Origin of the sequence: Sphingobacterium sp. lm-10 (assembly GCF_023554555.1) — a bacterium.
Classification (GTDB): Bacteria; Bacteroidota; Bacteroidia; order Sphingobacteriales; family Sphingobacteriaceae; genus Sphingobacterium.
In genome coordinates this window covers 944,596-969,974 of sequence record NZ_JAMJWC010000002.1, presented here as the reverse complement: position 1 = coordinate 969,974, position 25,379 = coordinate 944,596, and the positions used below count along the sequence as shown (strand labels likewise).

Annotated in this window: 23 protein-coding genes; 18 read left to right on the top strand and 5 right to left on the bottom strand. The window is 43.2% G+C overall.

Annotated elements, in window-relative coordinates:
• The first annotated feature begins 24 nt into the window (after window positions 1-24).
• Complete coding sequence (locus M8998_RS14310) at window positions 25-1,215, top strand: aspartate aminotransferase family protein (RefSeq protein WP_249993965.1); 1,191 nt, start codon at window positions 25-27, stop codon at window positions 1,213-1,215.
• On the opposite strand, the gene M8998_RS14305 is transcribed toward M8998_RS14310, so the two are convergent.
• A complete protein-coding gene (locus M8998_RS14305; protein ID WP_249993963.1) occupies window positions 1,212-2,237 on the bottom strand; it encodes an endonuclease/exonuclease/phosphatase family protein in 1,026 nt (341 codons plus the stop codon). The two genes, M8998_RS14310 and M8998_RS14305, sit on opposite strands and share 4 nt — an antisense overlap.
• A 162-nt stretch (window positions 2,238-2,399) precedes the next feature.
• Here M8998_RS14305 and M8998_RS14300 point away from each other — a divergent pair, with 162 nt between their 5' ends.
• The 3 genes from M8998_RS14300 to M8998_RS14290 are packed head-to-tail and all read left to right on the top strand — an operon-like array spanning window position 2,400 to window position 5,756.
• Window positions 2,400-3,575 (top strand): glycosyltransferase family 4 protein, encoded by a 1,176-nt coding sequence (locus tag M8998_RS14300; RefSeq protein WP_249993961.1) that lies wholly within the window; start codon window positions 2,400-2,402, stop codon window positions 3,573-3,575.
• Entirely contained in the window at window positions 3,575-4,573 is a 999-nt protein-coding gene (locus M8998_RS14295; RefSeq protein ID WP_284040489.1) for a lysylphosphatidylglycerol synthase transmembrane domain-containing protein, read from the top strand. Before M8998_RS14300 ends, M8998_RS14295 begins: the two co-directional genes overlap by 1 nt.
• Window positions 4,557-5,756: a glycosyltransferase family 4 protein gene (locus M8998_RS14290; RefSeq protein WP_249993957.1), complete on the top strand. Its 1,200-nt coding sequence runs from the start codon at window positions 4,557-4,559 to the stop codon at window positions 5,754-5,756. Before M8998_RS14295 ends, M8998_RS14290 begins: the two co-directional genes overlap by 17 nt.
• 46 nt (window positions 5,757-5,802) lie before the next feature.
• Here M8998_RS14290 and M8998_RS14285 read toward each other — a convergent pair whose 3' ends face one another.
• The 3 genes from M8998_RS14285 to proS form a co-directional block, all read right to left on the bottom strand.
• On the bottom strand, window positions 5,803-6,060 hold the full coding sequence (locus M8998_RS14285; protein WP_249993955.1) for a hypothetical protein: 258 nt from the start codon (window positions 6,058-6,060) through the stop codon (window positions 5,803-5,805).
• Between the two features lie 102 nt (window positions 6,061-6,162).
• Entirely contained in the window at window positions 6,163-6,948 is a 786-nt protein-coding gene (locus M8998_RS14280; protein ID WP_249993952.1) for a saccharopine dehydrogenase NADP-binding domain-containing protein, read from the bottom strand.
• A gap of 32 nt (window positions 6,949-6,980) precedes the next feature.
• A complete protein-coding gene (gene proS / locus M8998_RS14275; RefSeq protein ID WP_249993950.1) occupies window positions 6,981-8,453 on the bottom strand; it encodes a proline--tRNA ligase in 1,473 nt (490 codons plus the stop codon).
• Window positions 8,454-8,573: 120 nt separating this feature from the next.
• Between proS and M8998_RS14270 the strand changes: the two genes are divergently transcribed.
• Window positions 8,574-9,794: a TrbL/VirB6 family protein gene (locus tag M8998_RS14270; RefSeq protein ID WP_249993948.1), complete on the top strand. Its 1,221-nt coding sequence runs from the start codon at window positions 8,574-8,576 to the stop codon at window positions 9,792-9,794.
• Window positions 9,795-10,110: 316 nt separating this feature from the next.
• On the opposite strand, the gene M8998_RS14265 is transcribed toward M8998_RS14270, so the two are convergent.
• The gene (locus M8998_RS14265; protein WP_249993946.1) at window positions 10,111-11,466 is read right to left on the bottom strand and encodes an NfeD family protein; all 1,356 of its coding nucleotides are present in this window, start codon (window positions 11,464-11,466) and stop codon (window positions 10,111-10,113) included.
• A gap of 39 nt (window positions 11,467-11,505) precedes the next feature.
• Here M8998_RS14265 and M8998_RS14260 point away from each other — a divergent pair, with 39 nt between their 5' ends.
• From M8998_RS14260 to M8998_RS14200, 13 genes are all read left to right on the top strand, one after another.
• A complete protein-coding gene (locus tag M8998_RS14260) occupies window positions 11,506-12,261 on the top strand; it encodes a hypothetical protein (RefSeq protein WP_249993944.1) in 756 nt (251 codons plus the stop codon).
• 9 nt (window positions 12,262-12,270) lie between these two features.
• A complete protein-coding gene (locus tag M8998_RS14255) occupies window positions 12,271-13,140 on the top strand; it encodes a LysM peptidoglycan-binding domain-containing protein (RefSeq protein WP_249993942.1) in 870 nt (289 codons plus the stop codon).
• Window positions 13,141-13,144: 4 nt separating this feature from the next.
• Entirely contained in the window at window positions 13,145-13,780 is a 636-nt protein-coding gene (locus M8998_RS14250; RefSeq protein WP_249993940.1) for a uridine kinase family protein, read from the top strand.
• A gap of 246 nt (window positions 13,781-14,026) precedes the next feature.
• The gene (locus M8998_RS14245) at window positions 14,027-14,524 is read left to right on the top strand and encodes a hotdog fold domain-containing protein (RefSeq protein ID WP_249993937.1); all 498 of its coding nucleotides are present in this window, start codon (window positions 14,027-14,029) and stop codon (window positions 14,522-14,524) included.
• 10 nt (window positions 14,525-14,534) lie between these two features.
• Window positions 14,535-14,987: a transposase gene (locus M8998_RS14240; RefSeq protein WP_249993935.1), complete on the top strand. Its 453-nt coding sequence runs from the start codon at window positions 14,535-14,537 to the stop codon at window positions 14,985-14,987.
• A 1-nt stretch (window position 14,988) separates the two neighbouring features.
• Window positions 14,989-15,645, top strand: a complete 657-nt coding sequence (locus M8998_RS14235) for an SCO family protein (RefSeq protein WP_249993933.1) — start codon at window positions 14,989-14,991, stop codon at window positions 15,643-15,645.
• 92 nt (window positions 15,646-15,737) lie between these two features.
• Window positions 15,738-16,082: a c-type cytochrome gene (locus tag M8998_RS14230; RefSeq protein ID WP_249993931.1), complete on the top strand. Its 345-nt coding sequence runs from the start codon at window positions 15,738-15,740 to the stop codon at window positions 16,080-16,082.
• 142 nt (window positions 16,083-16,224) lie between these two features.
• Window positions 16,225-16,812, top strand: coding sequence for a TetR/AcrR family transcriptional regulator (locus tag M8998_RS14225; protein WP_249993929.1), 588 nt, complete (start codon window positions 16,225-16,227; stop codon window positions 16,810-16,812).
• 5 nt (window positions 16,813-16,817) lie between these two features.
• Window positions 16,818-18,146, top strand: coding sequence for a TolC family protein (locus M8998_RS14220; protein ID WP_249993926.1), 1,329 nt, complete (start codon window positions 16,818-16,820; stop codon window positions 18,144-18,146).
• A gap of 15 nt (window positions 18,147-18,161) precedes the next feature.
• Entirely contained in the window at window positions 18,162-19,268 is a 1,107-nt protein-coding gene (locus tag M8998_RS14215; protein WP_249993924.1) for an efflux RND transporter periplasmic adaptor subunit, read from the top strand.
• An 18-nt stretch (window positions 19,269-19,286) separates the two neighbouring features.
• Window positions 19,287-22,457 carry an efflux RND transporter permease subunit gene (locus tag M8998_RS14210; RefSeq protein WP_249993922.1) on the top strand — a complete coding sequence of 1,057 codons (3,171 nt, stop codon included), beginning with the start codon at window positions 19,287-19,289 and terminating at the stop codon, window positions 22,455-22,457.
• 473 nt (window positions 22,458-22,930) lie between these two features.
• A complete protein-coding gene (locus M8998_RS14205) occupies window positions 22,931-24,259 on the top strand; it encodes a TolC family protein (RefSeq protein ID WP_249993920.1) in 1,329 nt (442 codons plus the stop codon).
• Window positions 24,260-24,272: 13 nt separating this feature from the next.
• Window positions 24,273-25,376 carry an efflux RND transporter periplasmic adaptor subunit gene (locus M8998_RS14200; RefSeq protein ID WP_249993918.1) on the top strand — a complete coding sequence of 368 codons (1,104 nt, stop codon included), beginning with the start codon at window positions 24,273-24,275 and terminating at the stop codon, window positions 25,374-25,376.
• The last annotated feature ends 3 nt before the right edge of the window (window positions 25,377-25,379 follow it).

Below are 25,379 nucleotides of genomic sequence, written 5' to 3'. Positions count from 1 at the left end.
TTTAGGGCATGTACCTTTGCACCTATGATCAGTAACAGAGAACTTTTCTTGCGTAATACCGCACAGACCTCCAACTCACCCCGGCTAGTAGAAATTGCGAGAGCAGAAGGAATCTATCTTTACGGGCCAGATGGTCAGCAGTATATGGATTTGGTCTCTGGATTTAATGTTAGCAACATTGGACATCGGCATCCAAAGGTTATCGAAGCGATCCAGCAGCAGCTGGAAAAATACCTTCATGTTACGGTGTATGGCGAGTTTGTACAAGCCCCGCAGGTATATTTTGCGACCGAATTGCTCGCATGCCTGCCTCCCACTTTTGGCTCGGTATACCTCACTAATTCTGGAGCGGAATCGGTAGAAGGTGCTATGAAACTGGCGAAGAAATATACCGGAAGAAGACAGATCATAGCGGCACGCAAAGCATACCATGGTAGCACACAGGGAGCGCTTAGCTTAATCGGAAACGAAGAATATCACCGGGCTTATGCCCCACTCTTGCCTGAAATTTCTTTTATCGATTTTGGTGCTACACCAGATCTAGACTTAATCACAGAGGAAACTGCCGCCGTTATTATCGAGCCAATACAGGGCGAAGCAGGTGTTCGCGTTCCTTCTGTTGCCTATATGCAAGCGCTACGAGCAAAATGTAGCGATACCGGCGCTCTTCTGATCTTTGATGAAATTCAAACTGGTTTTGGGCGTACCGGAAAGATGTTTGCATTTGAGCATTTTGACGTTGTACCCGATATACTGATGTTGGCCAAAGGAATTGGTGGCGGCATGCCTTTAGGTGCATTTGTTGCACCCAAGCACATGATGGATGTATTTAAAGATAATCCCATGCTTGGCCATATCACTACGTTCGGCGGGCATCCGGTGAGCTGTGCTGCGGCACGCGCCTCACTAGCAGTAATTCAGGAAGAAAAGTTGGTGGAGCAGGTTGTGGAGAAAGCGGCCCGCTTTCGAAAAGCTTTTGATATTCCACAAATCAAAGAGATTCGTGGAATCGGACTGATGATGTGCCTGCAACTGGACACATTTGATCAGGTGTACGCCGTTAGTAATTATTGTGCAACTCGAGGTGTGATGATTGATTGGTATTTGCACTGTGAAACAGCCCTTCGATTAGCACCACCATTAACGATTACAACAGCAGAGATCGATCAGGCATGTGCTGTGATACTGGATGGAATTCGAGAAGTGATCCATTAATTTATAGGCTTATCGCCTATATATTCCCAATCCAGACTGAGCGAAATCGCGAGGTGATCACTTAGGTGTTCGCCGGCGTCGGTAGAGAACAACTCATCTTCGATCGCATAACTTTTTGGGATAAGTTTAACGTCATTCCCGTGGCGATATAAAATCTTATCGATAGATTCCATATCTGTGGTAAGCTCTAGTTTATGCGGGATCATAAAATCAGCATAAGGTTCCGGTATCTTTCCTTCCAAGAAAAAATCCACCCACGGATCCACCACGCCTGTCTGCTTTTTAAAAGAATGGATATTATCTCCCATAAATGCATAGTGTGCATTAAAATCTCCCATAATCAGCAACGCTTTGCCTTCGGAATGCGTATTAATATATTCCGCCAACTGCTCCATATTATTTCTCCGGGCCTGTACCGCTGCTTTACTCGTGTGTGCAGTAGCGTGCATATTATACAAATCAATATAGACATCTTTCGCCAGCTGCACGCGCATGTGGGCAAACCCCTTGGGCGTAAGACAGTCAGAACCATTACAATGCTGCCACGGGATGCGCCGCAGCTCCATGATCGGATATTTAGAAAGCGTATTCAAGCCATCCCCAAAAGGCACTTTCCCCTTGGTGTCGGTACGATAAGGATGTTGATTAAATTGATACAGATCGACGTTGTAGTTAAAATCTTCCTGTACATTAACCAGATCAAACTGATCGACTTTTAGCCCGATGGAACGAATACTTTCTGCCCGCGGTGTTTTCGCACTCGAAATTAGTTCGGGGAGTCCAGCAATGTTGTACGTGAGAAGATTAAGACTTCCAGCATGGGCATCTTTCAACTCATAAGGCATATTGTAAACGAAGGTATTCCGCGCGGTTGCCCGCTTGTAATTAACGAGATACCAAATCATAATAGCAAAAATTAGTAAAATACCCACTAAGAGTCGCCATCGCTCGTACGGAATAAAAACACTAGTCCAGGTCATGACTTGTAGTTGCTGTTCTAGTACCAAAGTGAGAAAACTCATATGACGTTTCTACTAATTTATTGTTATGATTTTACTTAATTAACTACTCCCGAATATACTAACAATCATATGTAATGAATGGTTTATTGATAAAAGTTTAACTCTAAAAAAATATATAATTAATACCCACAACGTAGCTTTATAAATATACTGCTACAACCTATGATAAAAGTCGCGCTATTTGCCGAGATCCTGATCAAAGACTTTGATGGTGCTGCCCGTACTGTTTTTCAACTAATAGATCGTATCGATTCGAAGGAATTTTCGTACCTATTCGTATATGGCAATGGCCCGGAACAGTTTAGGCATTTCGAATCCTTGAAAATACCCTGTCTTCGCCTACCGGTGAATGATGATTATTCTTTTGCGCTACCCGCGTTGACGAAGCAACGCCTATATGCACAATTAGATCAGTTTTCGCCAGATGTAATTCATATTACAACCCCATCGGCACTAGGTTTTTTTGCATTGCGCTATGCGCAAAAAAGGAATATACCGGTTATTAGTATCTACCATACTCATTTCTTAGCCTACATCCCCTATTATTTCAAAAACTTAGCTTTTCTAGTAAAGCCTATCGTCAATTGGATGTCTGGAGCAATGCTTCGCTTCTATAATAACTGCGACAAGATTTATGTTCCTACGCCTAGCATGATACAGGGTTTGGGAAAGATTGGTATCGAGCACAACCGTTTGACACTTTGGCAAAGAGGAATTAATTTAAAACTATTCAATCCGGCACATAGCGCCCGAAACTCATTGCACAAAATCACAAAAAATACCCATAAAAACATCCTATTTGCCAGCAGACTAGTATGGGAGAAAAACTTGGAAACCTTAATTGGACTGGCGAATCTGATTGAAACTTACCATCTCCCGTACAATGTGATTATAGCCGGAGATGGTGCTGCCAAGAAAGAAATGCAGCGACGCATGCCACATGCCTATTTTCTGGGCAAACAAGATCACGAATCGTTGGCTACGCTTTATGCATCTGCGGATGTCTTTGTCTTCCCATCTATATCAGAAACGTATGGCAATGTGGTTACGGAAGCCATGGCTTCTGGACTGCCTTGTGTGATTGGAGACGGTGGGGGCAGTGCCGATCTGGTATCTCACGGTGTCGACGGTTACAAGTGCGATCCCATGCAGCCGGAAGAATACTTACGCTATATTAACCAACTTCTAAATAACGACAAACTATATGATCGAGTACGCTCCAATGCGCTGGCAACGGTGCAACAGTTGGACTGGGATACCTTGGCCCATCGCTATTTCGAAGATGTCACCCTACTTGCTGTAGGTGCCGGCAAGAAGTGGATAGGGAAAGCGAGTTAATGAAAGTTTTCAACTATATAATCGTTCTTTCGGTTTGTGTTTGCATGGCACTATTCCTGCACCAAACAGATTTTAGATCCGTACTTCACACGCTTTACACGGTAGGATATTCCGTATTGATGGTATTCCCAATTACGGCTTTGGCATACTATCTCGGCACATTATCCTGGCAGGTTTATTTAAAGGATAGGCCGAAAAAAGTAAGCACCTTTCGATTATTCTTCATAAGACAAATTGGTGAGACGGTAGGCCTTTTCAATCCAACCAGTGTGGTTGGTGGTGATCTAACGAAAATATACTACTTATTGAGGTTGCAAATCAGCGAGCGATCCGCCGCCAATTCTGTCGTATCCTCCCGCATGACCATGGTATTATCGCAAGTATTACTGTCTACTCTGGCACTCCTATGGTTGCTTTATCATATCGAGGGCACAAACCCTATTGAAAACACAAGACCTGTGATATACCTATTGCTAATCGCGTTAACAACGATACAAATTGCCCTGTTCTACTGGATATATCGTAGCAAAGGCTCATCCTTTTCTTTCCTAAAAGAGACCGCAGCAACCACAAAAATTGGCAGATACAAAAATAAGATCGTACGTACACTATCAGATCTTAAAACAACATTTCGATCCAACAAAAAGGCCTTCTTCCTTTCCTATCTCTTTGCGTTGCTACACTGGATTGTAGGCAGTCTTGAATTCTACCTGATACTATCCCTACTGGGAATCAATATCGCGATGATGCAATCTGTTTTAATGGATATGGGTGTAATCCTGATCAAAAGCGTAGGCGCATTTATTCCAGGACAAATCGGGATAGAGGAGTTGGGAAACAAAGTTGTATTGGCCGCGATAGGTGTACAAAGCGTAACTATGTGGATCAGCATTTCCTTATTACGCAGATTCCGACAGTTGATCTGGGCCGCCGTAGGTTGTATCGCGTATGTATTTTTCACCAAACAAAGCAAACCACCTTATGCACTCAGTAAGTGATGTGTCCATTCTGTTTGTTAGCCACAAGTACCCTCCCAGTACCGGTGGCATGGAAAAGCAGAGCTTTGAGCTGATCACCCGAATGCATCAGTATGCAAAAGTGCATCAGCTGGTACATGATGGTTCAGAATCTATTATTCGATTTTTCAGAAGACTTAACTGTCGTATTATCAATGTTTTACACAGACATCCAGAAATTCGTGTTATCCACTTTAATGATGGCCTGATTGCAAGTCTGGCACTGTATCATCGCGGCTACGATCACCTCAAAAAAGTAGTCACTGTACATGGATTGGATGTCGTTTTTCCTTTTAGCTTTTTTCAGCGAAGGATAATTCCTAGATTCAATCATTTTGATCAGATTATTGCGGTGAGTCAAGCTACGGCACAGGCCATCATTAATCGCGGTGTGCATCAGCATCGGGTACAAGTCGTCTCTAACGGAATTGATCACCATTGGTCGGCAGAAAACAACACGCAAAAAATAACCGCACTGCTAGCAAAACACCATATACCTTCCGGAAAGCGATACCTAGTGCTGCTAGGAAGACCGGTAAAACGCAAAGGTTTTTCCTGGTTTATAAGACATGTTCTCCCGCAGCTAGATCAAAAATACCACGTCTTGGTAATCGGCCCTTTCGCTGCAAAAGCAACCTGGAAAGAACGTGTTTTAAATACATTACCCGCGAAATGGCGGCACCTCATTATGCTCTTTCTGGGGTATCCCTCCGATCAGCAAGCATTAAGGAAGCTGCTGCAAAACCCTAGATATGCCACACGGGCAACACATCTGGGAAAAATACCTTCGTCTGATCTACAAATTGTATTAAGCGAAGCCACCGCGTTTGTTATGCCCAATATATTCGTTGCCGGAGATATGGAAGGATTTGGCCTGGTATGTCTGGAAGCAAGTAGCAGTGGAGCTATCGTATTTGCGGCTAGCATAGAAGGCATCACCGATGCCGTTCAGCACCAAAAAAACGGATTTTTAGTGACTCCAGAGCATGTGCCTTCCTGGCTGCAAAGTTTATCTTTTTTGGATCATAATAGCGATGATATTTATGCGCTTCGCAAACAGTTCCGCGACTATACCTTAGCAAACTTTAGCTGGGATAAAATGGCCGAAGCCTATTTTCAGATCTTCCACTCGCTGCTAGCGCAGGAGCCACAAAAAAACTCCTAATCGTATTAAACGATCAGGAGTTTAAATATTGTTGAAGAATCGGTGATTACTTATTCTTTCCGAAACCTAATATATCGAAAACGATCTTGAATGCTATAACAGATGCAATAATGATAGCAATGTTGGCGATCCAAGAAAACAAAGATTCAAACTGATCTAATGCTACAATAACATCGGGTACAAAACGGATGAATACACCGATCAAACCGATGATGATGGCGAACGTTAGGGTCACATAATATTCTGTACGATTCGCATTATTGTCGGTCGTCTTTGCCGGCCTTTCAAACACTGTATTTTCCATAAAATTGTTGATCTCTTTTAAATACGTCACAAATGTACGAAAGTCTGCATCCGATTGAAAATAAATTTCAAAATAACGTGGTACAGAATCGTATTTTTCTTTTTAAAAATCTAATGGAGATGGATACACAAAACTATAATTCAGCTCTCGCACGATCTGATCTCCAGAAACGACCTTATCATAAGATGCTCCATCTGCAAAGGCCGATGGTAAGCCATAGCCATATTTAGCTGCAGAAGCACGAATCACCGCTTCCTTTTTTGGATGGTGCAGACAAACCACATTGTACACCGGTTGCGAAAGTGGCTGAGTAAAGCCGAGCCATAGCAACTGAACTACATCATCTAAATGGATAAAATTCGCAGACTGCTCTCCCGATTGACAAACTTTGTCCTGAAAATATTTAGCAAAAATACGTTGCTGTCCAAATAAACCTCCGAGTCTATAAACAATGGTATTGGGCAATGGTCCTACTATTTTTTCCGCTAGCAAAAGGATATCACTCATTTGCGCTTCGTCTGAAAAGGACTCATCAAAAGATTGGGACTGCTCCGGATAAATTCCAATAGAACTTAAATAGATATGCTTTTGATAGGCTAAATTCCCTAGTAGCTTAGCCACGTTTTGGAACCTATTTTTAACGAAAAGTATCTCGTTCTTTTTGGAAGCAGGAATACTATTTAAAACATAGTCAAAGTGTTGTTCTTCTAATGCCAGAGCAGCACTTTGATCAAAATTATGCACCAAAGCCTCAACACCTTGATCTCGCAATCGCTGCGCTTTCTCTTCGGATGTGACGGTTACAGTGATCTCCTGCCCACGAGCAACAGCCAATAGCGCAAAGGCTTCGCCAACCCAACCACATCCCAGAATTAAGAAACGAGCCATAACGATGTCTTGAATTAAAACCTAGTTAGCCTTTAATATGCTTTAGCAAAAAGAACGCGGTGACTGGAAGGTTTTCCGGTAAAGATACAGACACCTGCTTCTTCCTGCACATCCAGTGGAATACAACGAATAGTAGCTTTAGTTTCCTCCTTTACGCGTTTCTCGGTCTCTACTGTGCCATCCCAATGGCAGGATACAAATCCACCTTTGGTATCCAGCACTGATTTAAATTCTTCGTAACTATCCACTGGTGTGATGTGTTCGTCACGGAAAGAACGTGCTTTATTATAAATGGCCTCTTGAATTTCATCCAATAACGAGACCACGTGACCGGACAGCCCTTCCTGAGGAACAGTTTCTTTGGTTTGATTATCTCTACGAGCCAACTCTACGGTACCATTTGCCATATCGCGGGCACCAATAGCAATACGTAACGGCACGCCTTTCAACTCCCATTCGGCAAACTTAAAGCCCGGACGTTGCGTATCACGATCATCGTATTTGACAGAGACGTCCAATGCTTTCAACTCGCCAATTAAGTTATCTACGTAGTTATCGATGGCTTGCTTCTCTTCGTCGGTACGAAAGATGGGCACGATGACGATTTGAATCGGAGCTAATTTAGGAGGCAGTACCAAGCCTTGATCATCAGAGTGCGCCATGATGAGCGCGCCCATAAGGCGAGTAGATACTCCCCAAGAGGTTGCCCATACGTGCTCTAATTTACCTTCTTTAGAAGTAAATTTTACGTCAAATGCCTTTGCAAAATTTTGTCCGAGGAAATGAGATGTACCTGCTTGTAGCGCTTTGCCATCCTGCATTAAGGCTTCGATACAATAGGTGTCCAAGGCACCCGCAAAACGTTCATTCTCCGTCTTGCGCCCACGGATCACCGGTACGGCTAAAGTACCTTCCGCAAATTCAGCATACACATCTAACATGCGCTCGGCTTCTTCAATAGCTTCCTTTTCTGTTGCATGCGCCGTATGACCTTCTTGCCACAAAAATTCTGCTGTACGCAAAAATAGTCGTGTTCGCATCTCCCACCGCACTACATTCGCCCACTGGTTGACTAAAATTGGTAGATCTCGATACGACTCTACCCAGCCTTTGTATGTATTCCAGATAATTGTTTCTGATGTAGGTCGCACAATTAGCTCTTCTTCTAATTTGGCATCTTCATCGACAACAATCTTTCCAGTGCCATCGTTTTTAAGTCGGTAATGCGTGACTACTGCACACTCGGTAGCAAATCCTTCTACGTGTGATGCTTCCTTAGAAAAAAAGGATTTTGGAATAAATAATGGAAAGTACGCATTGGAATGGCCCGTCTCTTTAAATCGCTTATCCAAAATTGCTTGCATACGCTCCCAGATTGCATATCCATACGGTTTAATCACCATACAACCCCGAACAGCAGAGTGCTCCGCCAAGTCGGCTTTCACCACCAAATCATTATACCACTGCGAATAATCTTCGCCTCTGCTCGTAATACCCTTGCTCATAAAACCTTTGAATCGAAAAATATGTATAATTTAGTGAGCCGGATTAAACCCCCTCTCTAATTAGGGGTCTAAGTTAATAATTAGGACTGAAATTATCGAAAGATTAACGGGATGAGAAACATGAAACACAATCAAATATACTACGGCATTTTGGCGCTACTATTGGTGCTAATCAGTAGCTCCTGTTCTAGCAGACGTTATAGCGGAAGTGTAGCGTCACGCGACAGAGGAGTTTACCAGAGCCCCGACTATTATTACACAGGTGCAGCAGGAAGTGCTGCTGTGGCACAAGGTGATTATTACGCAGACGACTATGTTGACGATTACGGCGATGGAGATTTGATGGACGAAGCGTATGCGGACAATGGTCAATACGCTGGAGGCTATTACGACGATGAGTTCAGCGACCTAGAATATGCGAATCGCATTAATCGATTCTATTACACCAGCCCAGGCATGATGTATTACGATCCATGGTTTGACCCATGGATGGGTTATGGTGGCTGGGGCATGGGTATGAATGCTGGCTGGGGCATGGGCTTCGGTTGGGGCGGTGGCCTCGGCTGGGGTGGCGGCTGGGGATGGGGATCTCCATGGCGCATGGGCTTCGGTTGGGGCGGTGGCTTCGGTTGGGGTGGCGGCTGGGGATGGGGTCATCCTTGGGGCTTCAACTCTTGGGGACATCCTTATTATGGACAATTTGGCGGCTGGGGCGGCGGATATGGTAATCATTACTATGGATCTCGCAACAATAGAGTAGCCAGTGGTCGTGCATCCGCTAATAGTTTTCGTGGTGCAAGTGGTGCTAGCGGCAGAGCCAGTAGCGGACGAATTGCTCGTGATGGTAGTGGTAGAATATTAAATGGAACAGCGGCGGGTCGGTCACGTGGTGCTACGGTATCCAGTGGTCGTGCAGCATCTGGAAGAGGTACAGCTACATCTTCGCGTGGAGCTGGAACAGTACGTAACCGTGGGACTGTAGGTAACTCATCTGGCCGTGCAGGTTCATCTTCGGTGAGAGGAGCAGCTGGTAACCCGTCTCGTAATGTAGGGACGGTAGGCCGCGGCGCAACGGGTTCGACACGCCAGCCGGCTGGTAGAGCGCAAGGCGGTAACGTAGGTCGTGCACCTAGCGGTCGTACTGGTGGTAATGTAGGGAGAAGCGCTACTCCTAGATCAGCCACTCCGCCTTCTAGATCTACTATAAACCGCGGAACCTCGCAACCGACACGCTCATCTTCTGGAAGCAGTATGAGTAGAGGTAGCTCTGGTGGCGGTGGTGGTGTTAGCCGTGGAGGTGGCGGCGGAAGTCGTGGAGGTTCTTCCGGCAGAAGTCGTTAGACTTATCTAAAAAAGATTAGCACTTAGGCTAGCAACTATAATAAAAGCTCTTCAGATTGATCTGAAGAGCTTTTATTATTTTATCCCTTAGAGATAAATCATTGATCTATGATATGGGCTCATATTAATCCCCCTTAGCTCACAAAGAAATAAGCTCCTTGCTTCTCATCCTATTATACTCGTTATACTCCCTATGCAAAAGGGCTTTCGGAGAATTCTCCGAAAGCCCTTTTGCATATATCTATAGGAATATATCCACCATTTAACAAAGTAGGTTATGACCAAGCTAACCTACGCTCTATTATAATATTATTTGTTACGAGATTGCTGCTGGCGCGATGTATTTACGTACAAATAAGGTATAATTTTCGTGTTTAATTACACAGACCTTTTCACCGAGATCAATAAAGCCATCCATTGCGACAGCTTCATACCAATTGCCCTCTATTTCAATCTTACCGGAAGGACGTAACACGGTTGTTGCTACGCCTACCTGATTTATCAGGTTTAGCTTTGGCACGGAGGAGGTATAGCCACCCTCTGCCAGCTGCTCATCCGCAAGAACCAACCTCCGAAATGCCGGAGAACGCAGCACATTTTTTCCAAAAATAACAATAAGGATGATGGACAATACCATTGCTCCTACGACCACTAAAAACGCATCCATTAATAATCCCGGTTTTGAAAGTTGAAAATCTAAAAAATCGTTTGCGACCATGGAGAAGGCTAATCCACAAAGCATACATATAATACCTAAAATTCCGGCTACGCCGAACCCCGGAATAACAAAGACCTCCAGTGCCATAAGAATGACACCTATTACAAAAATTAGTATCTCCCAATGATCCGCCAAACCTTGTAGGTATAACGGAGCGAAAAACAAACCTCCACAGATAAGTGCTAACACGCCTGCAAAACCAAGTCCTGGTGTTTGTAGCTCCATATATATCCCACCAATAATCCCCATAATCAGGAATCCACTCACTAATGGATTAATGAGGAAGCCGACGATGCGATCTACCATTGTAGTCTGATGCACTGTGATCTCGGGCTTTGAAATACTTAATTTCTCGTAAATCTGTGCAGTCGACTTCACTTCCGCATCAGCTAAACCTGCCTTAACGGACTCAGATGCCGTCAAGGTAAGCAGTTTACCATCTTCTTTGAGGTTGGGCACAGAGATACTTGGGTCTACAAATGCTTCGGCCATCCGGGCATTACGGCCTTTGGCTTCTGCGGTGGCGCGCATGAGTCCACGCATGTAAGATTGATATTTTTCGGGCAATACTTCTCCAGATCCATCCACTACCGTAGCCGCCCCTAAACTCGAACCAGAGTGCATGAAGATATGATCTGCTGCTAGAGAGATCAACGCTCCAGCCGAGGCTGCATTGTTGTTAATGTAGACGATGGTCTTCATATCCGAATTCAATAGAAGAGATCGAATACTATCCGCAAAATTTACTGCACCGCCGAAGGTATTCAGTTCCAGTAGCAAATATTGCGCATCCGATGCTTTTGCCTTGGCATAAGCATTCTTTGTGACATACCATGCCCCCGGACCAATCTCATCCTTCACGCTGAATTCATAAACCCGTTGTGCGTAACTATGCACACTGACGATGGTAAAGAAAATTACCAGCAACGACGTCAATTTTATAAATTTGCTCATACGATTATTCGTTTTTACTGTGCAATGGAGGACATACACATGCTTAAAAATACAATAAAAAAAGTGTTTCAGAAAGACTTTATTGAGAATATCTGGAAGATAGAGGTAAATGGATACCGAGACGAAATTGGTGTGGAAATCCGGGATTCGCAAACCACCCTCCCAACGTATCATATTCTTCGTTTTGAAGATGGGATGGATCTGATGAGATATAGTCCTGAAGAGAAAGATTGGACCATGGAAGGTCTCCAGAAAGATTTTCTGATCCTGAAAAAGGTGGGAGAACAAACTCCTACCAAGGAGGGTATTCAAGTTGTAAACATACGTACTGAAACGCCCGTATTTACCAGCTATGAATATACGTTACTCGATGTCTGTGAAGATTACCTACATGTTCGGCATCGTAGTTTTACCAGCGGTGGGGAGCAGCTTATTGCGCTCACGACCGGCGAGGTATTTCCTGTTAGTGATGTCGTTTTGCAACGATATCCTAAAAATAGGGTATCGTTCCCCCTAGCTTACGATAAGCATCGCCCAGCATTTTTACCCGACCATCCTGTGTGCCAAGACCTGTGGATAAGCAAGCTTTCAGAGGCGTACCTCTGGTGTTATCACACACAACAAAACAACGGATATGATTTACATATTGCCGTAAGTGACTTGGAGCAGGTACACGATCAGGTTGTTGTGCAGTCTGCGATTCCCAAGATGTTTCCTCAACCTTACTTTCAGGTGGGCAACCATTTATTCTTTATGGCAGATAATAAACATGAAATTGTTTCGTATTTAGTATAATTGCAAAATATGATGGCATCGATAATTAAGCGGAAATCTAGTAGCCTTTTACTGCTGTGTTTAGGATTACTTATTTGTTCGACTGCAGTGCAGGCGCAAACGGCAACAGGACAAAAAACAGAAACGGTGGATGGTAAGACCTATATCATTCACGAAGTAAAGGCAAAAGAAACTTATTATGCATTGAGCCGGACATATAGTATCCCGGTCAACGATATAATGGCTGCCAATAATAAAAAAAATCTCCGTGTTGGCGATACAGTACGTATCCCAAGCAATATTAAGGAAGATCGGCAGCCGCTCGCAGCAACCGCCATACCCGCTAGCGCCGCCGTCTCACCGGATGATATCCTAACGGATTATAAGGTTGGATCCAATGAAACTTTATACGCTATCGCGAAACGTTTTCAAACAAACGTAGATGATATTAAACGTCTAAATAACTTAAAATCAGACAACCTAAGAGAAGGCCAACTACTACGCATACCCGATGGCAACCTCCCTCCCGAGCCCGTAGTTGCTACGGCACCTCCCCTAGTCGTTGAAAGGATCGATGATGTACCGGTGCGTAATATCCAAGCTGGAAGATATGGTGTACGCGAGTCCTCCGAAAAGGGAATTGCTGTATGGATGGAAAATCTGGAGACAAAAAACAACAGTAACTTGGCATTGCATAAGACCGCTCCTATCGGCACTATTTTGAAGATTACCAACCCAATATCCAAGAGTGTTACATACGCAAAGGTAGTCGGTAAGTTTTCTGAAAACACGGAGACACAAGATGCTATCGTCGTTTTATCAAAGTCGGCAGCAGCCTACATAGGAGCGGTAGACAAGCGTTTTCTAATCGAAATTACTTACGGAATCCCTACAGAATAATCTTATGGTAAAACCTTATGTTATTGGCATAGCTGGAAGTAGTGGCTCTGGAAAGACATTTTTCTTAAACAGCTTCCTCAACCATTTTGCTAAACACGATGTAACGCTGATTTCTCAAGACGACTACTACATTCCTGCCAATACCAAAACACAGGAAGAGAACCGTCTTTATAATTTCGATCTACCTACTTCAATCGACCGTCAGTCATTTTACGACGATATAAACGCACTTTTTGAAGGAAAAAGCATCCTCAAAGAAGAATACACGTTTAATAATCCAAACATCAAACCGAAAATGCTGACCATTAATCCCGCGCCGATCTTGGTGGTTGAAGGTTTATTTATTTTCCATTATCAAGAAGTGAATAATTTGTTGGATTATCGAATTTTTATCGATGCCAGTGAGCAGATTGCATTGAAGCGTAGGCTGAAAAGGGACTTAGAAGAAAGAGGTTATGATCACGATGACGTTATGTACAAATGGGTTAACCACGTGATTCCCTCTTTCGACACCTACCTCGCACCGCACAAAGAAGAATGCGACTTGGTAATACACAACAACACAGATAATCCTCAGATCATACATAATTACACTAGAGATATAGTCAATGAATTGAAAGTCAAGCTTGAGGGATTATAATCTGCATATTATATAGTAACTTTGTATTATGTATAGCGAGGATAGCTTAATTTCATTACCGGTATTGAACAGCCCAGATATGTTTGACACGTACGCTAAAGGTATTAATCCATTTGGACCCAATAGTCCATATGACTTCAAAAAGTGTTGCAAAAAGTACAAAAAAGGCAAACGTTGTAAAAAATGCCCTGATCGGTAAAAAAAATTTTACGCTTTAGGTAACCTAGAAAGCGTTACTTTTGCAGCATGAGGGTTACACCAAATAGGCTAAAATGGGTGCTTCGCTTCTATCCACCATTCTTTTTTCAGCGGATATGGGTAAAAAGCATTCGTGAGGGTTACTCTGGAGCTGATGTGGTCGTTCACAAAAGTTTGCTTAACATGAATGGCAATGGGGCCATCTTCGGAGGCACCATCTTTTCGTCCATTGATCCTATTTACCCTGTGCTAATCGGTGCTTTTGTCAAAAGCAAAGGCCTGAACAAAACAATATCCTGGCTAAAATCTGCCCACATCGAATATAAAAAACCTGGATACCGCAGCCTGCATTTTTCCGTAACTCTTGACCCAGCGCAAATGCAGGAAGCTCTCGATACCTTACTCGTACATGGCAAAGTCGTCAAAACCTTCTCTACCGATATCTTCGATGTGGATGGCCTTCACTGCGCTACCGTACGTAATGAGATTTATATACGTAACTTGCAATTTGATTTCAACTCGAACAGTACAACAACAAATACATAAACAAAGTGTTATGAACAGAACCTTCTCATTTGTAGCATCCCTTGGTGTTGCAACAGTATTAATGACAGCCTGCCAGAACAGCGAAAACAAACAATCAGACAACAATACTAACCCAGAATCCTTGTCTGCAAAAGCAATTGAAGTGCATGACGAGATCATGCCGCAGATTAGCAAATTTGATAAGACATCGGTAAAGATTGATTCTATTCTCAATGGTCTTTCTACTTTAAAAGCAGAAGATCCGGCATTGGATACCGCTGCTATCCGTACAGAATTGACGGCGTTGAAGCAGGACATTGAATCGGCTACAGATGGCATGATGGACTGGATGCGTAACTACTCTTTAAAAAACAACGATATCGCCTATCAGGAAAGCGAATTGGAACGCATCACATTGATGCGCGCTCAATTTGATAAAGTAAACAAGGAAATTGAGTCTAAAATGAAAACTTACGCAAAATAATATGACAAACCGAATCAAAGCATCGTGCAGTTTGGTCGCTTTGTTAGTTATTAGCTTTGCTTCCTGTAATCATGCTACTCAGACTCTTCCGATCTATGGACAACGTGAGCCTGTGGAACGTAAGGTAGATGGTAAAACCGTCGTCGACACGATCTACCATACCATTCCGGCATTTTCCTTCGTAAATCAGGATAGCACTGTGCTCACTGACGCGTTCTTTCATGATAAGGTATATGTAGCCAATTTCTTTTTCACCCATTGTCCTAGTATCTGCCCCACCATGCAGAGAAACATGCTGAAAGTGTATGAAGATTATAAAGGCGACAATAGGATTGCTTTTCTTTCCCACAGTATTGATTTCAAGTACGACCAGCCTCATGTGCTAAAAGCCTATGCAAAAAAGTTGGGCGTAGATAACGATCAGTGGCAGTTTGTCAATGGTAGCAAAGCAGAAGTCTATGGCATGGCCGACCAGTATTTGGTCTATACAGTAGAAGATGCCAATGCTCCTGGAGGATACGATCATCAGGGATACTTGGTATTGATCGACAAACAGCGTCGGATTCGCGGCGCGTATGATGGCACAGACGACGAGCAGGTCAAAAAATTACAGGTAGATATTGAAATTCTCCTGAAAGAAGAAGATTCCGATTCCTAATGCGTAACACCACGGTGCTTACGCTCATAGCTGGACTAATTTTACTCTTGCACACAGTATATAGTTGCCAGTCTAGTTACGACATAAAAACAATGCAATATGTCACCAATGGTGAAAAAGTATACCGAACGCATTGCCAAAATTGTCATGGTGCACAAGGTGAAGGACTAGGCAAACTTTACCCTCCATTAACGGATCCGAATTATTTACACGACAACCGCGCATCACTGCCACGGATTATTCGCTTTGGACTAAAGGATAGTATTACCGTTTCCGGCCATACATATTCCGAAAATATGCCAGCCATACCTGAGTTAACTGAGGTTGATATTGCTTACGTGCTATCGTACGTTACTGTGCGATTTGGCAACGCAAAATCCAAATATGAGGTAGAGGAAGTACAAAAATCCCTCAAGCCAGCTACCGAAAAAAAATAATTATCCAAATATCGGATAGCTTACATAGTTAGCAGCGTCGTAACGTAACCTCTTTTTTACCATAATGCATTGCTTGCTATCCACTATAACGAGATTTTGACAATCAACTCATAGTTAAAAGCACTACATTTGACTCCATCGAATGAACGTTCAATATATAGATAAAAGAGAGGCAATTTTTCAGAGTACTTTAGAACTTGTACAAGACAATGGGTTCCACGGAACTCCTATGAGTCAGGTTGCGCGTCTTGCCAATGTTTCCGTAGGCACCATTTATCATTACTTCGAATCCAAAGAAGATTTGATCATGGAGTTGTACTCGTATTGTAAGACAAAATTGATGGCCTACCTTTTCGAAGGATTGGCTCATGATAATCATAGTTATGAGCACGAGTTCAAAATAATATGGAAACGGTTTGTGCAATTTTATACACTCTATCCCTCTTATTTTCGGTTTATGAATCAATTTTATTCTTCCCCGTTTCACGAAATGGAACGGCGCATGAGAGAAATTAATCAGACTGATGAGGACGCGAAAACCATCCAAGGGTTTCTAAAACTTGGAAGCACAAACAACAAATTAAGAAACATCAGTATACAACTATTATGTTCGGCTTTTACCGGCGTTGCCGTATCTTTTGTAAAATCGATAATCTTCGGAAAGGTTTCTATGGACCCACAACAGATAGACGAAATGGTAGATATAGTATGGACATCAATAAAAGCGTAAGACGTATGAGCTGTCACTTAAAATATTTTATTTTTACGATATGCCTTGGCATTTCTTCACTTCAGCTGTATGGGCAAGATGCAGCGTCCGAATTATCCACTACACCTACTTTGCAGGAGCTTCTGGATTATGCGCTAGTTAATCGGATTACCATACGAAACGCCTATATTGGAGAAGAAATTGGCGAAAAAGAAATCAAATCCGCATTATCAGGATACTTCCCACAACTAATGGCCTCGGGAGCAGTAAGTCACTTCATACAGATACCCACCACTATTATCGGAGGCAATCTGATTGAAATGGGACAACGTAACACCAGCAACCTATTAGCACAAGCCAGTCAGGCGATATTAAACCCGGAGTTGATGCGTGCATCCAGGGCAGCAAGATTGATCCGCGAGCGCACCAAACAGACCGTGGAGGATGAAAAAATAAATGCTGTAGTGGATGTTAGCAAAGCCTACTATGACATCCTGACTACAGAAGAGCAAATTAAGATTATACAGGAAAACATCCTGCGAATACAACAGCAATTTACTGATGCAAACGTACGCTATGAAGTAGGGTTAGTAGATAAAACAGACTATAAACGGGCTCAGATATCCCTAAATAATGCACAGGCTGACCTTAAGAAAACACATGAGTTCAGAAAGTTCAAATACGACTTCCTGAAGCAGCTCTTAGCACTACCACTTTCTTACCCAATGGATCTTTCCTTTAATAAAGAGAACCTAGAGGCACAAGTGATGCTGGATACCACTGAAGTATTGATCGAAGAACGTCGCATTGAGTATCGCCAATTGCAGAATATGAAAAGAGAACAGGAATTGACGACACAGTTTCAAAAATGGCAGTTCTTACCCACAGTTAGCGCTGCGGCCAGCTATCAACTCAATTACTTCAACACTGAATTCAATCAGCTTTATAATCGCGCTTTTCCTGCCTCCTCCGTAGGTCTCACTTTTAGTGTTCCTATTTTTCAAGGCTTTAGGCGACAGCACGACATTCGCAGGTCTCAACTACAGGAAATGCAGCTAGACTGGGACATGGTGGATCTAAAGAACAGAATTGGCGCAGAATACTCGGAGGCGATCACCAATTATCGGGCATTTATGACCGACTGGAAGGTCAGCAGAGAGAATGTTGCCCTTTCTGAAGAAGTATATGATATCATCAAACTACAATATGATGAGGGTATCAAAACCTATTTGGATCTGATGACCTCCGAGACTGACTTAAGAACCAGCCAGCTGAACTATCTAAATGCGCTTTATACGCTTTTAGCGAGCAAAATTGATGTAGAACGTGCATTGGGAAATATCCAAATTCAATAAAAACCCTAAACGAAAATGACAAAAAAGACGATACATTACTTGCTTTTTTTGGGGTCGGCGGCCCTGTGGCAATCGTGTGGTAATAACAAACAAGAAGCCGCACAAGGCACGAACACCGAGAAGGATGTGAGCGTAGTGACGGTAGAGGAACAAATAGTAACGGGGTATCAAGAGTATCCTGCTTACGTAGTACCATTGCAAGAAACTGAACTCCGTGCCGAGGTATCCGGTTATATTACCAATATCCTCGTGGCAGACGGTGCTTTGGTATCTAAGGGACAAAAGCTGTATGAGATTGATCGTACGCGGTATGCTGCTGATATGGATCAGGCAAAAGCTAACCTTGCTGTAGCAGAGTCAGATCTCGACCGCGTAAGCCGCGACTTAGAACGTTATCAAAAGCTAGCGAAAAGCGATGCTATCGCACGGCAGACCCTGGACTATGCAGAGACTGATGTCAAGAATCAGCGTGCGCAGGTACAGGCGGCAAAAGCCACTGTAGACAATGCGAACACCAATCTAAGCCGATCTACTATCTATGCCCCTTTCAGTGGTTCGGTAGGTATATCTCAGGTCCGTAATGGCGCGTTGGTGACAGCAGGAACTACCTTGCTCAACACGCTATCCACAACGAACCCTATCGCAGTGGAATTTCAAGTGAATGAACGAGATATCGAACGCCTCGTCAAACTGCAAAAAAATAATTCGTCTGCCGGTATAGAAGTTCGTTTGCCAGACGGAAGCATCTACGAAGAGCCCGGAAAAATTACAGTAATAGATCGAGCTGTAGACAGAACAACAGGAACGCTCCGCGTACGAGCTACATTTAATAATACTGGCGATCGGCTTCGCGCAGGTATGAACCTAACCTTGCGTCTGGCAAACACCTCTATGGAAAACCAACTGGTCATTCCATTGCGCGCGGTCATAGAGCAACTGGGTTCTTCCAATGTATACACCGTTAGCGATAGTAGTACGGCAGAATTTCATGCAGTGGAGCTTGGTACAAAATTCAATGATAAGGTAGTTGTGGTGAAAGGTCTGGAAGCCGGGGCACAAGTAATCGTGGATGGTGCAAATAATTTGGCTGAAGGCGACAAGCTGAAGGTTCAGAAAAAATAGATTCAATAAGGAGAGAATATGATTTCAGAAGTTTTTATACGTAGGCCGGTCACGGCGATGGTCATATCCATATTGATCTGTATCATCGGGGTTATTTCTATCATTACGCTGCCGATCAGCCAATACCCCAATATTGCGCCACCCACAGTGACGGTACAGGCCACCTATACAGGAGCTGATGCGCAGACGGTGGAGCAAACCGTGACTACGCCGATTGAAAGTCAGATCAACGGTACCCCTGGCATGATCTACATGCAATCTAACAGTACCTCTGACGGAATGTCTCGGATTACCGTGACCTTTGAAGTGGGTACCGATATCGACATTGCCACCCTAGATGTACAAAATCGTGTGGGCATTGCCGAACCAGTGCTACCAGAAACAGTGCGCCGTCTGGGTGTGATTACGCGGAAAGCCAATGCAGACGCTTTGATGATGATCTCCCTGATATCGCCTAACGGTACGCGGGATAATAAGTTTTTGGCCAATTATGCGAACTTATATGTTCGGGATGCCATCCTTCGGGTGGCAGGTGTTGGGGATGTGATGGCCTTCGGACAGCCTTTCTCCATGCGAGTTTGGCTGGACGCTAACAAATTATCAAACCTCGGGTTAACCCCCGCAGATGTCAGCGCAGCTATACAAGAGCAAAATTCTAGGGTACCAGGCGGAAGCGTAGGTGGACGACCGCAATCATCATCTCAAGTTTTCGAATATTCTATCGTGACCGATAGTGATCTAAGTACGGAAGAAGACTTTGAAGATATCATCGTTAAGACAAACGTTGATGGTTCAATTGTGCTTCTGAAAGACATAGCGCGGGTAGAATTGGGTCAATTTATGTATACGACGTCCACTAAAGTAAACGGTGTGATTTCCACAGGAATGATGGTCAATCAAATGCCTGGGAGTAATGCTGTGGAGACTGCAGAGGGTATCTATTCTACATTAGCGCAGTTGAAAAAGTCATTTCCGAATGACGTGGATTACATGGTAAGTTATGAGACAGTTTCTGTGGTGCATGCTTCCATTGATTCCGTATTGCACACATTGATAGAAGCATTGATCTTGGTAACAGTTGTGGTGTTCTTTTTCCTACAGAGTTGGCGTGCTACGTTGATTCCGGTGATAGCGATTCCCGTTTCCATTATCGGAACATTTATCTTCTTCAATCTATTTGGCTTTTCGATCAACAATTTAACGATGCTCGCCTTTGTATTGGCAATTGGTATTGTCGTGGATGATGCCATTGTGGTAGTAGAGGCTGTACAGCACTATATTGACCACGAGAAACTAGAGGCTAAAGAGGCTACTCGGCGCGCTATGAAAGACATCACCGCACCAGTAATTGCAATAGGTCTGATCCTTGCTGCGGTATTTATACCGGTAGGCTTTATTCCGGGTATGGTAGGTGAGCTCTATCAGCAATTTGCGATTACGATTGCCGTATCGGTGCTGTTATCTGCTTTTATAGCATTGACCTTAACGCCTGCTCTCTGTTCGATCATGCTACGACCCTCCCCGATAAATAAAGATGCAAAAGGGATTAATAGGATATTTTATAAGTTCAATGTCTGGTTTGGAAATGTGACCGAACGCTACTCCAAGGGTGTGCAGAAGTCGATCAAAGCTACGCCGTTGGTATTAATTATCTTGCTGTGCATATTTATTGGAACCGGGTTCATGTTTGGTAAAAAACCGACTGGATTTATTCCGAAGGAGGATAATGGTTTGTTCATGATGGGAATCACACTGCCAGAAGGATCGTCTAACACGCGAACTACAGCCGTGTTAGATGAAATATATGAGCGGATTACTGACTCTATTCCAGAGATTGAATACATGACACAAATTTCTGGAATGAACATTCTCAATCGGTCTGCAAAACCCAATAATGGCTCTTATTTCGTGTTTATGAAGCCCTGGAACCAACGAACACGCACCAACGAGGAAGTGATCACCCAAGTTATGGGTATGTTCGCGCGTTACAACAAAGCGAGCATCATGGCAGTTGCCCCGCCTCCCATTCCAGGATTGGGTTCTGTCGGTGGATTTTCTATTCTGATTCAGGACGAGCGAAGCGTCGACATCAAGGAATTTGAAAATATTACCCGTAAATTCATTGCAGCTGCGAATCAGCGTCCAGAGATTTCACGTGCATACACCCTATTTAATACCAATACACCCAACTATAAGTTGCACGTAAACCGCGAGCAGGCCAAAGCGATGGGCGTACCGATATCCAGCATATACACCACCTTATCGGCCTACATGGGAAGTAGCTACATCAACGACTTTACTTTATATGGAAGAAATTTCCGCGTAGTATCACAGGCAGATACCAGTTATAGGATGCAGATTGAGGATCTGAACAAACTGTATGTCAGAAACGTGACAGGACTATCTGTGCCCATGTCTACCTTGGTAAATTATGAGCTTGCTGAAGCGCCAGCAATGATTAATCACTTCAACCTATTCAGGGCTATCGAAGTGATGGGTGATGCCGGAGCAGGCTATAGTTCTGGCGACGCTATTCGAGCCCTAGAAGAGGTAGCACAAGAAGTCTTACCAGATGGATTCGCTTACGAATTCTCGGGCACCACCTTGCAGGAAAAAGAGTCGGGTTCACAGACCATCATTGTATTTGCCTTGTGTATCGTGTTTGTGTTTCTTTTACTTGCCTCCTTGTATGAGAGCTGGTCCGTACCATTTTCTATCTTATTATCCGTGCCGCTAGGTATTTTTGGTTCCATCCTGGCACTTACCTTATTACCGAAGATCGACAATAATATATTCGCACAAATTGGGTTGATTACCATCATCGGTTTGGCCGCCAAGAATGCGATCTTAATTGTTGAGTTTGCAAAAGAACGGGTAGATATTGGTATGAATTTAATTGAGGCTACTCTAGATGCAGTGAAATTACGCCTCCGACCAATCATCATGACCTCGTTTGCCTTTATTCTAGGCATTATCCCTTTAATGATCTCTACCGGTGCAGGTGCGGTATCACGTCAAACAATTGGCTGGACCGTGTTTGGTGGTATGGCTGCAGCGACTTTCCTGGCCATATTTATCGTTCCGGTATTATTTGTTGCTATCACACGTTTAGCGTATGGCAAAAAGAAACTGGCAGAACTAGAAGCCGGTTTTGATGAAGAAAAGAAAAATAAGCTCAGCGCGCATTAAATTTTACTCCAAACGTAAAAGTTAGGCTAGGTATAGGTTCACTACTTTCAGTAAGAATCCATACCTAGCTTTTTTATGTGGGCTTAATCCAATCCATAATCTTATCTCCACGGTAAGGTTTTCCGAAATTTTATATTCTATATAGCGGCATCTATTGTTAATAATATCGGATTTACAATAATCCGTAAAATATTTACACACTACATGACACAATAAGTAAAACAATTTTCCATAAAAATTATTTTAACAGGTGATGTCTATTTTTAAGCAAAAATATAATTTACGCATAGAAATAATAGCAACTACAATATTTGATGGATCAACAGGCCAACATGAGCACAGAAGTCATTTCGTTTATATTAATTACCTGCACACACCTTTCAACCAAAAAAACACAGGACAAGAACTGTAATTTACAAGTTTATTTTTTAAATAAAGAGAAAATCAACTTAAGGGATTAACCTATAAAATAAATGAGTTTAAAAAAGACAAACATCCGATTTATCGGAATGCTGGTATTTTGCGGCTTGTTTCATACCCAATCTTGGGCCCAAGACAAGCTTTCAACCACTCCTTCGCTGGATGAACTCATAGACTACGCATTGAAACATCGCTTAACTGTTCGCTCAGCTCTTATTGGAGAAGATATCGGAGAAGAGGAGATCACAGCCAGCCTTTCAGGATACTATCCTCAGATTCATGCTTTTGGTGATTTGGATCACTTTCTAAACATACCCGCTACCGTCATTAATGACGAACTGATCCAGATGGGACAACGAAATACCAGTAACATAGGGGTACAAGCAAAGCAAGCTATACTGACTCCTGATCTGATGCGCGCCTCGAGAGCATCAAAACATGTGCGAGAAGGGTATAAACAGCAAGTAGAGTACGAAAAGATAGAGGCAGTTGTTGATGTAAGCAAAGCCTACTTCGACATTCTTACCACGGAAGAAGAAATTAAAATTATTCAAGAAAATCTCCAGCGCATTCAACGCCAATTTGATGAAACCTACGCACGGTACAAAGTGGGCATAGTCGATCATACTGATCACGATCGGGCACAGATTGCTTTGAACAACGTAAAAGCCGAGTTGAAGCGTTCAGAAGAAATAAAGCGGTATAAATATGATTATCTGAAACAACTATTGGATCTACCATCCTCACAACCGCTGGACTTTTCCAGTCATGAGGTTAATTTAGACGCATCCATCCTCTTAGACACCACAGATGGATGGGCTGAGGCGGAACGTATTGAATACCGACAGTTGAAAAATCAAAAGGAGTTGCAAACCATAAACACACAGTTTAAGAAATGGCAATTCCTACCGGAAATCGGTGCGCACGCCAACTATCAATTGATGTTTTTCAGCGAACGATTCCAAAACTTGTTTAATGAGGGCATACCCAATTCCAGCATCGGAATAACGCTCGGCATACCCGTATTTACGGGATTTAGACGCAAGGCCGAGATCCGAAGATCGGAGATGATTGAGCAACAAATAGATTGGCATTTGGTTGACCTGAAAAACCGAATTACCGTAGAGTACTCCGCAGCAATGGCGAGTTATATCGCGAACATGGCTGACTGGAAAAGCCACCGAGAAAATGTCACTTTATCCGAGAGAGTATATAAAACTATCCGATTGCAGTACCATCAAGGATTAAAAACCTATCTAGACCTCATGGTCGCAGAAACAGATCTTCGCACTAGCCAGATCAATTATCTTCATGCGCTTTACGCTGTTTTGGCAAGCAAAGTGGATATACAAAAAGCAAAAGGGACTATTCGGGTCAATTAATAAAAGAGGAACTATGAATAAAATAAAATGGATCTATATCTTATTTGGGCTCTCGCTGTCTTTGAGTCAATATGCCTGTAGCAATGACGCTGATAGCAAATCGGAAGAAGACTCCGGGAAACCGGTCACAGTGTATACGGTAGAGGAGGAAATGATTACTGATCGCCAGCAATATCCGGCCTATGTAGTACCGCTCGAGGAAACGGAACTTTATGCAGAAGTTTCCGGTTTTGTCAGAAAAATCTTTGTGGCCGATGGAGACTATGTCCGCAAAGGGCAAAAACTTTACGAAATTGATGATATCAGATATTCGGCTGCAGTAGAGCAAGCAGAGGCCAACTTGCAGAACGCAGAAGCAGAATATGCCCGTACCCGCAAGGACCTAGATCGGTATGAAGAATTGGCAAAAGATAATGCAATTGCACTTCAAACACTTGATTATACACGCACCGACCTCGAAAACCGGTCTGCGGCTATTAAAAATTCAAGAGCCTCGTTAAAGACGGCCAAAACGGATTTCAATAGATCAATCATATATGCCCCTTATTCAGGCATTGTTGGCGTATCTAGAGTCCGACAGGGAAGCCATGTTACTGCTGGAACCACCACGCTAAATATACTATCTACGGTTGATCCAATAACAGTAGAGTTCCAGGCAAATGAACGCTATATAGACTTACTCTTGGATCTGAAGAAAAAGGAGTCATCAGACAACATCCAGATTGAGTTACCAAAATCTGGCACATACGAACACGGCGGCAAAATATACCTGATAGATCGGGAAGTAGATCGCTCGACTGGAACTATCCGGGTACGAGCACTATTTAAAAACCCGGAACATCGACTGCGCGCGGGGATGAATCTCAAACTTACTTTAGTAGAAAGTGAAGAAAAAAAACTTGTGATTCCTCAAAAAGCATTGGTTAGCGAGTTGGGAAAATACCATGTTTTCGTAGCAACCGATAGTGATACTGCAGCATTCAAAGAAGTGGAAGCAGGTACCCGCTTTGATGGTAAAGTAGTAATCAAATCCGGACTCGAGCGAGACCAGAAGGTGGTGACAGAGGGCGTTCGTAATCTATCTGATGGTGCTAAGCTCCGTGTCGAGGAAAAATAATCG

Excerpts from the sequence above, each read along its gene's own strand:
- M8998_RS14310 (WP_249993965.1), top strand. The coding sequence starts at position 25 with ATGATCAGTAACAGAGAACTTTTCTTGCGTAATACCGCACAGACCTCC.
- M8998_RS14305 (WP_249993963.1), bottom strand. The coding sequence starts at position 2,237 with ATGAGTTTTCTCACTTTGGTACTAGAACAGCAACTACAAGTCATGACC.
- M8998_RS14300 (WP_249993961.1), top strand. The coding sequence starts at position 2,400 with ATGATAAAAGTCGCGCTATTTGCCGAGATCCTGATCAAAGACTTTGAT.
- M8998_RS14295 (WP_284040489.1), top strand. The coding sequence starts at position 3,575 with ATGAAAGTTTTCAACTATATAATCGTTCTTTCGGTTTGTGTTTGCATG.
- M8998_RS14290 (WP_249993957.1), top strand. The coding sequence starts at position 4,557 with ATGCACTCAGTAAGTGATGTGTCCATTCTGTTTGTTAGCCACAAGTAC.
- M8998_RS14285 (WP_249993955.1), bottom strand. The coding sequence starts at position 6,060 with ATGGAAAATACAGTGTTTGAAAGGCCGGCAAAGACGACCGACAATAAT.
- M8998_RS14280 (WP_249993952.1), bottom strand. The coding sequence starts at position 6,948 with ATGGCTCGTTTCTTAATTCTGGGATGTGGTTGGGTTGGCGAAGCCTTT.
- proS (WP_249993950.1), bottom strand. The coding sequence starts at position 8,453 with ATGAGCAAGGGTATTACGAGCAGAGGCGAAGATTATTCGCAGTGGTAT.
- M8998_RS14270 (WP_249993948.1), top strand. The coding sequence starts at position 8,574 with ATGAAACACAATCAAATATACTACGGCATTTTGGCGCTACTATTGGTG.
- M8998_RS14265 (WP_249993946.1), bottom strand. The coding sequence starts at position 11,466 with ATGAGCAAATTTATAAAATTGACGTCGTTGCTGGTAATTTTCTTTACC.
- M8998_RS14260 (WP_249993944.1), top strand. The coding sequence starts at position 11,506 with ATGCTTAAAAATACAATAAAAAAAGTGTTTCAGAAAGACTTTATTGAG.
- M8998_RS14255 (WP_249993942.1), top strand. The coding sequence starts at position 12,271 with ATGATGGCATCGATAATTAAGCGGAAATCTAGTAGCCTTTTACTGCTG.
- M8998_RS14250 (WP_249993940.1), top strand. The coding sequence starts at position 13,145 with ATGGTAAAACCTTATGTTATTGGCATAGCTGGAAGTAGTGGCTCTGGA.
- M8998_RS14245 (WP_249993937.1), top strand. The coding sequence starts at position 14,027 with ATGAGGGTTACACCAAATAGGCTAAAATGGGTGCTTCGCTTCTATCCA.
- M8998_RS14240 (WP_249993935.1), top strand. The coding sequence starts at position 14,535 with ATGAACAGAACCTTCTCATTTGTAGCATCCCTTGGTGTTGCAACAGTA.
- M8998_RS14235 (WP_249993933.1), top strand. The coding sequence starts at position 14,989 with ATGACAAACCGAATCAAAGCATCGTGCAGTTTGGTCGCTTTGTTAGTT.
- M8998_RS14230 (WP_249993931.1), top strand. The coding sequence starts at position 15,738 with ATGCAATATGTCACCAATGGTGAAAAAGTATACCGAACGCATTGCCAA.
- M8998_RS14225 (WP_249993929.1), top strand. The coding sequence starts at position 16,225 with ATGAACGTTCAATATATAGATAAAAGAGAGGCAATTTTTCAGAGTACT.
- M8998_RS14220 (WP_249993926.1), top strand. The coding sequence starts at position 16,818 with ATGAGCTGTCACTTAAAATATTTTATTTTTACGATATGCCTTGGCATT.
- M8998_RS14215 (WP_249993924.1), top strand. The coding sequence starts at position 18,162 with ATGACAAAAAAGACGATACATTACTTGCTTTTTTTGGGGTCGGCGGCC.
- M8998_RS14210 (WP_249993922.1), top strand. The coding sequence starts at position 19,287 with ATGATTTCAGAAGTTTTTATACGTAGGCCGGTCACGGCGATGGTCATA.
- M8998_RS14205 (WP_249993920.1), top strand. The coding sequence starts at position 22,931 with ATGAGTTTAAAAAAGACAAACATCCGATTTATCGGAATGCTGGTATTT.
- M8998_RS14200 (WP_249993918.1), top strand. The coding sequence starts at position 24,273 with ATGAATAAAATAAAATGGATCTATATCTTATTTGGGCTCTCGCTGTCT.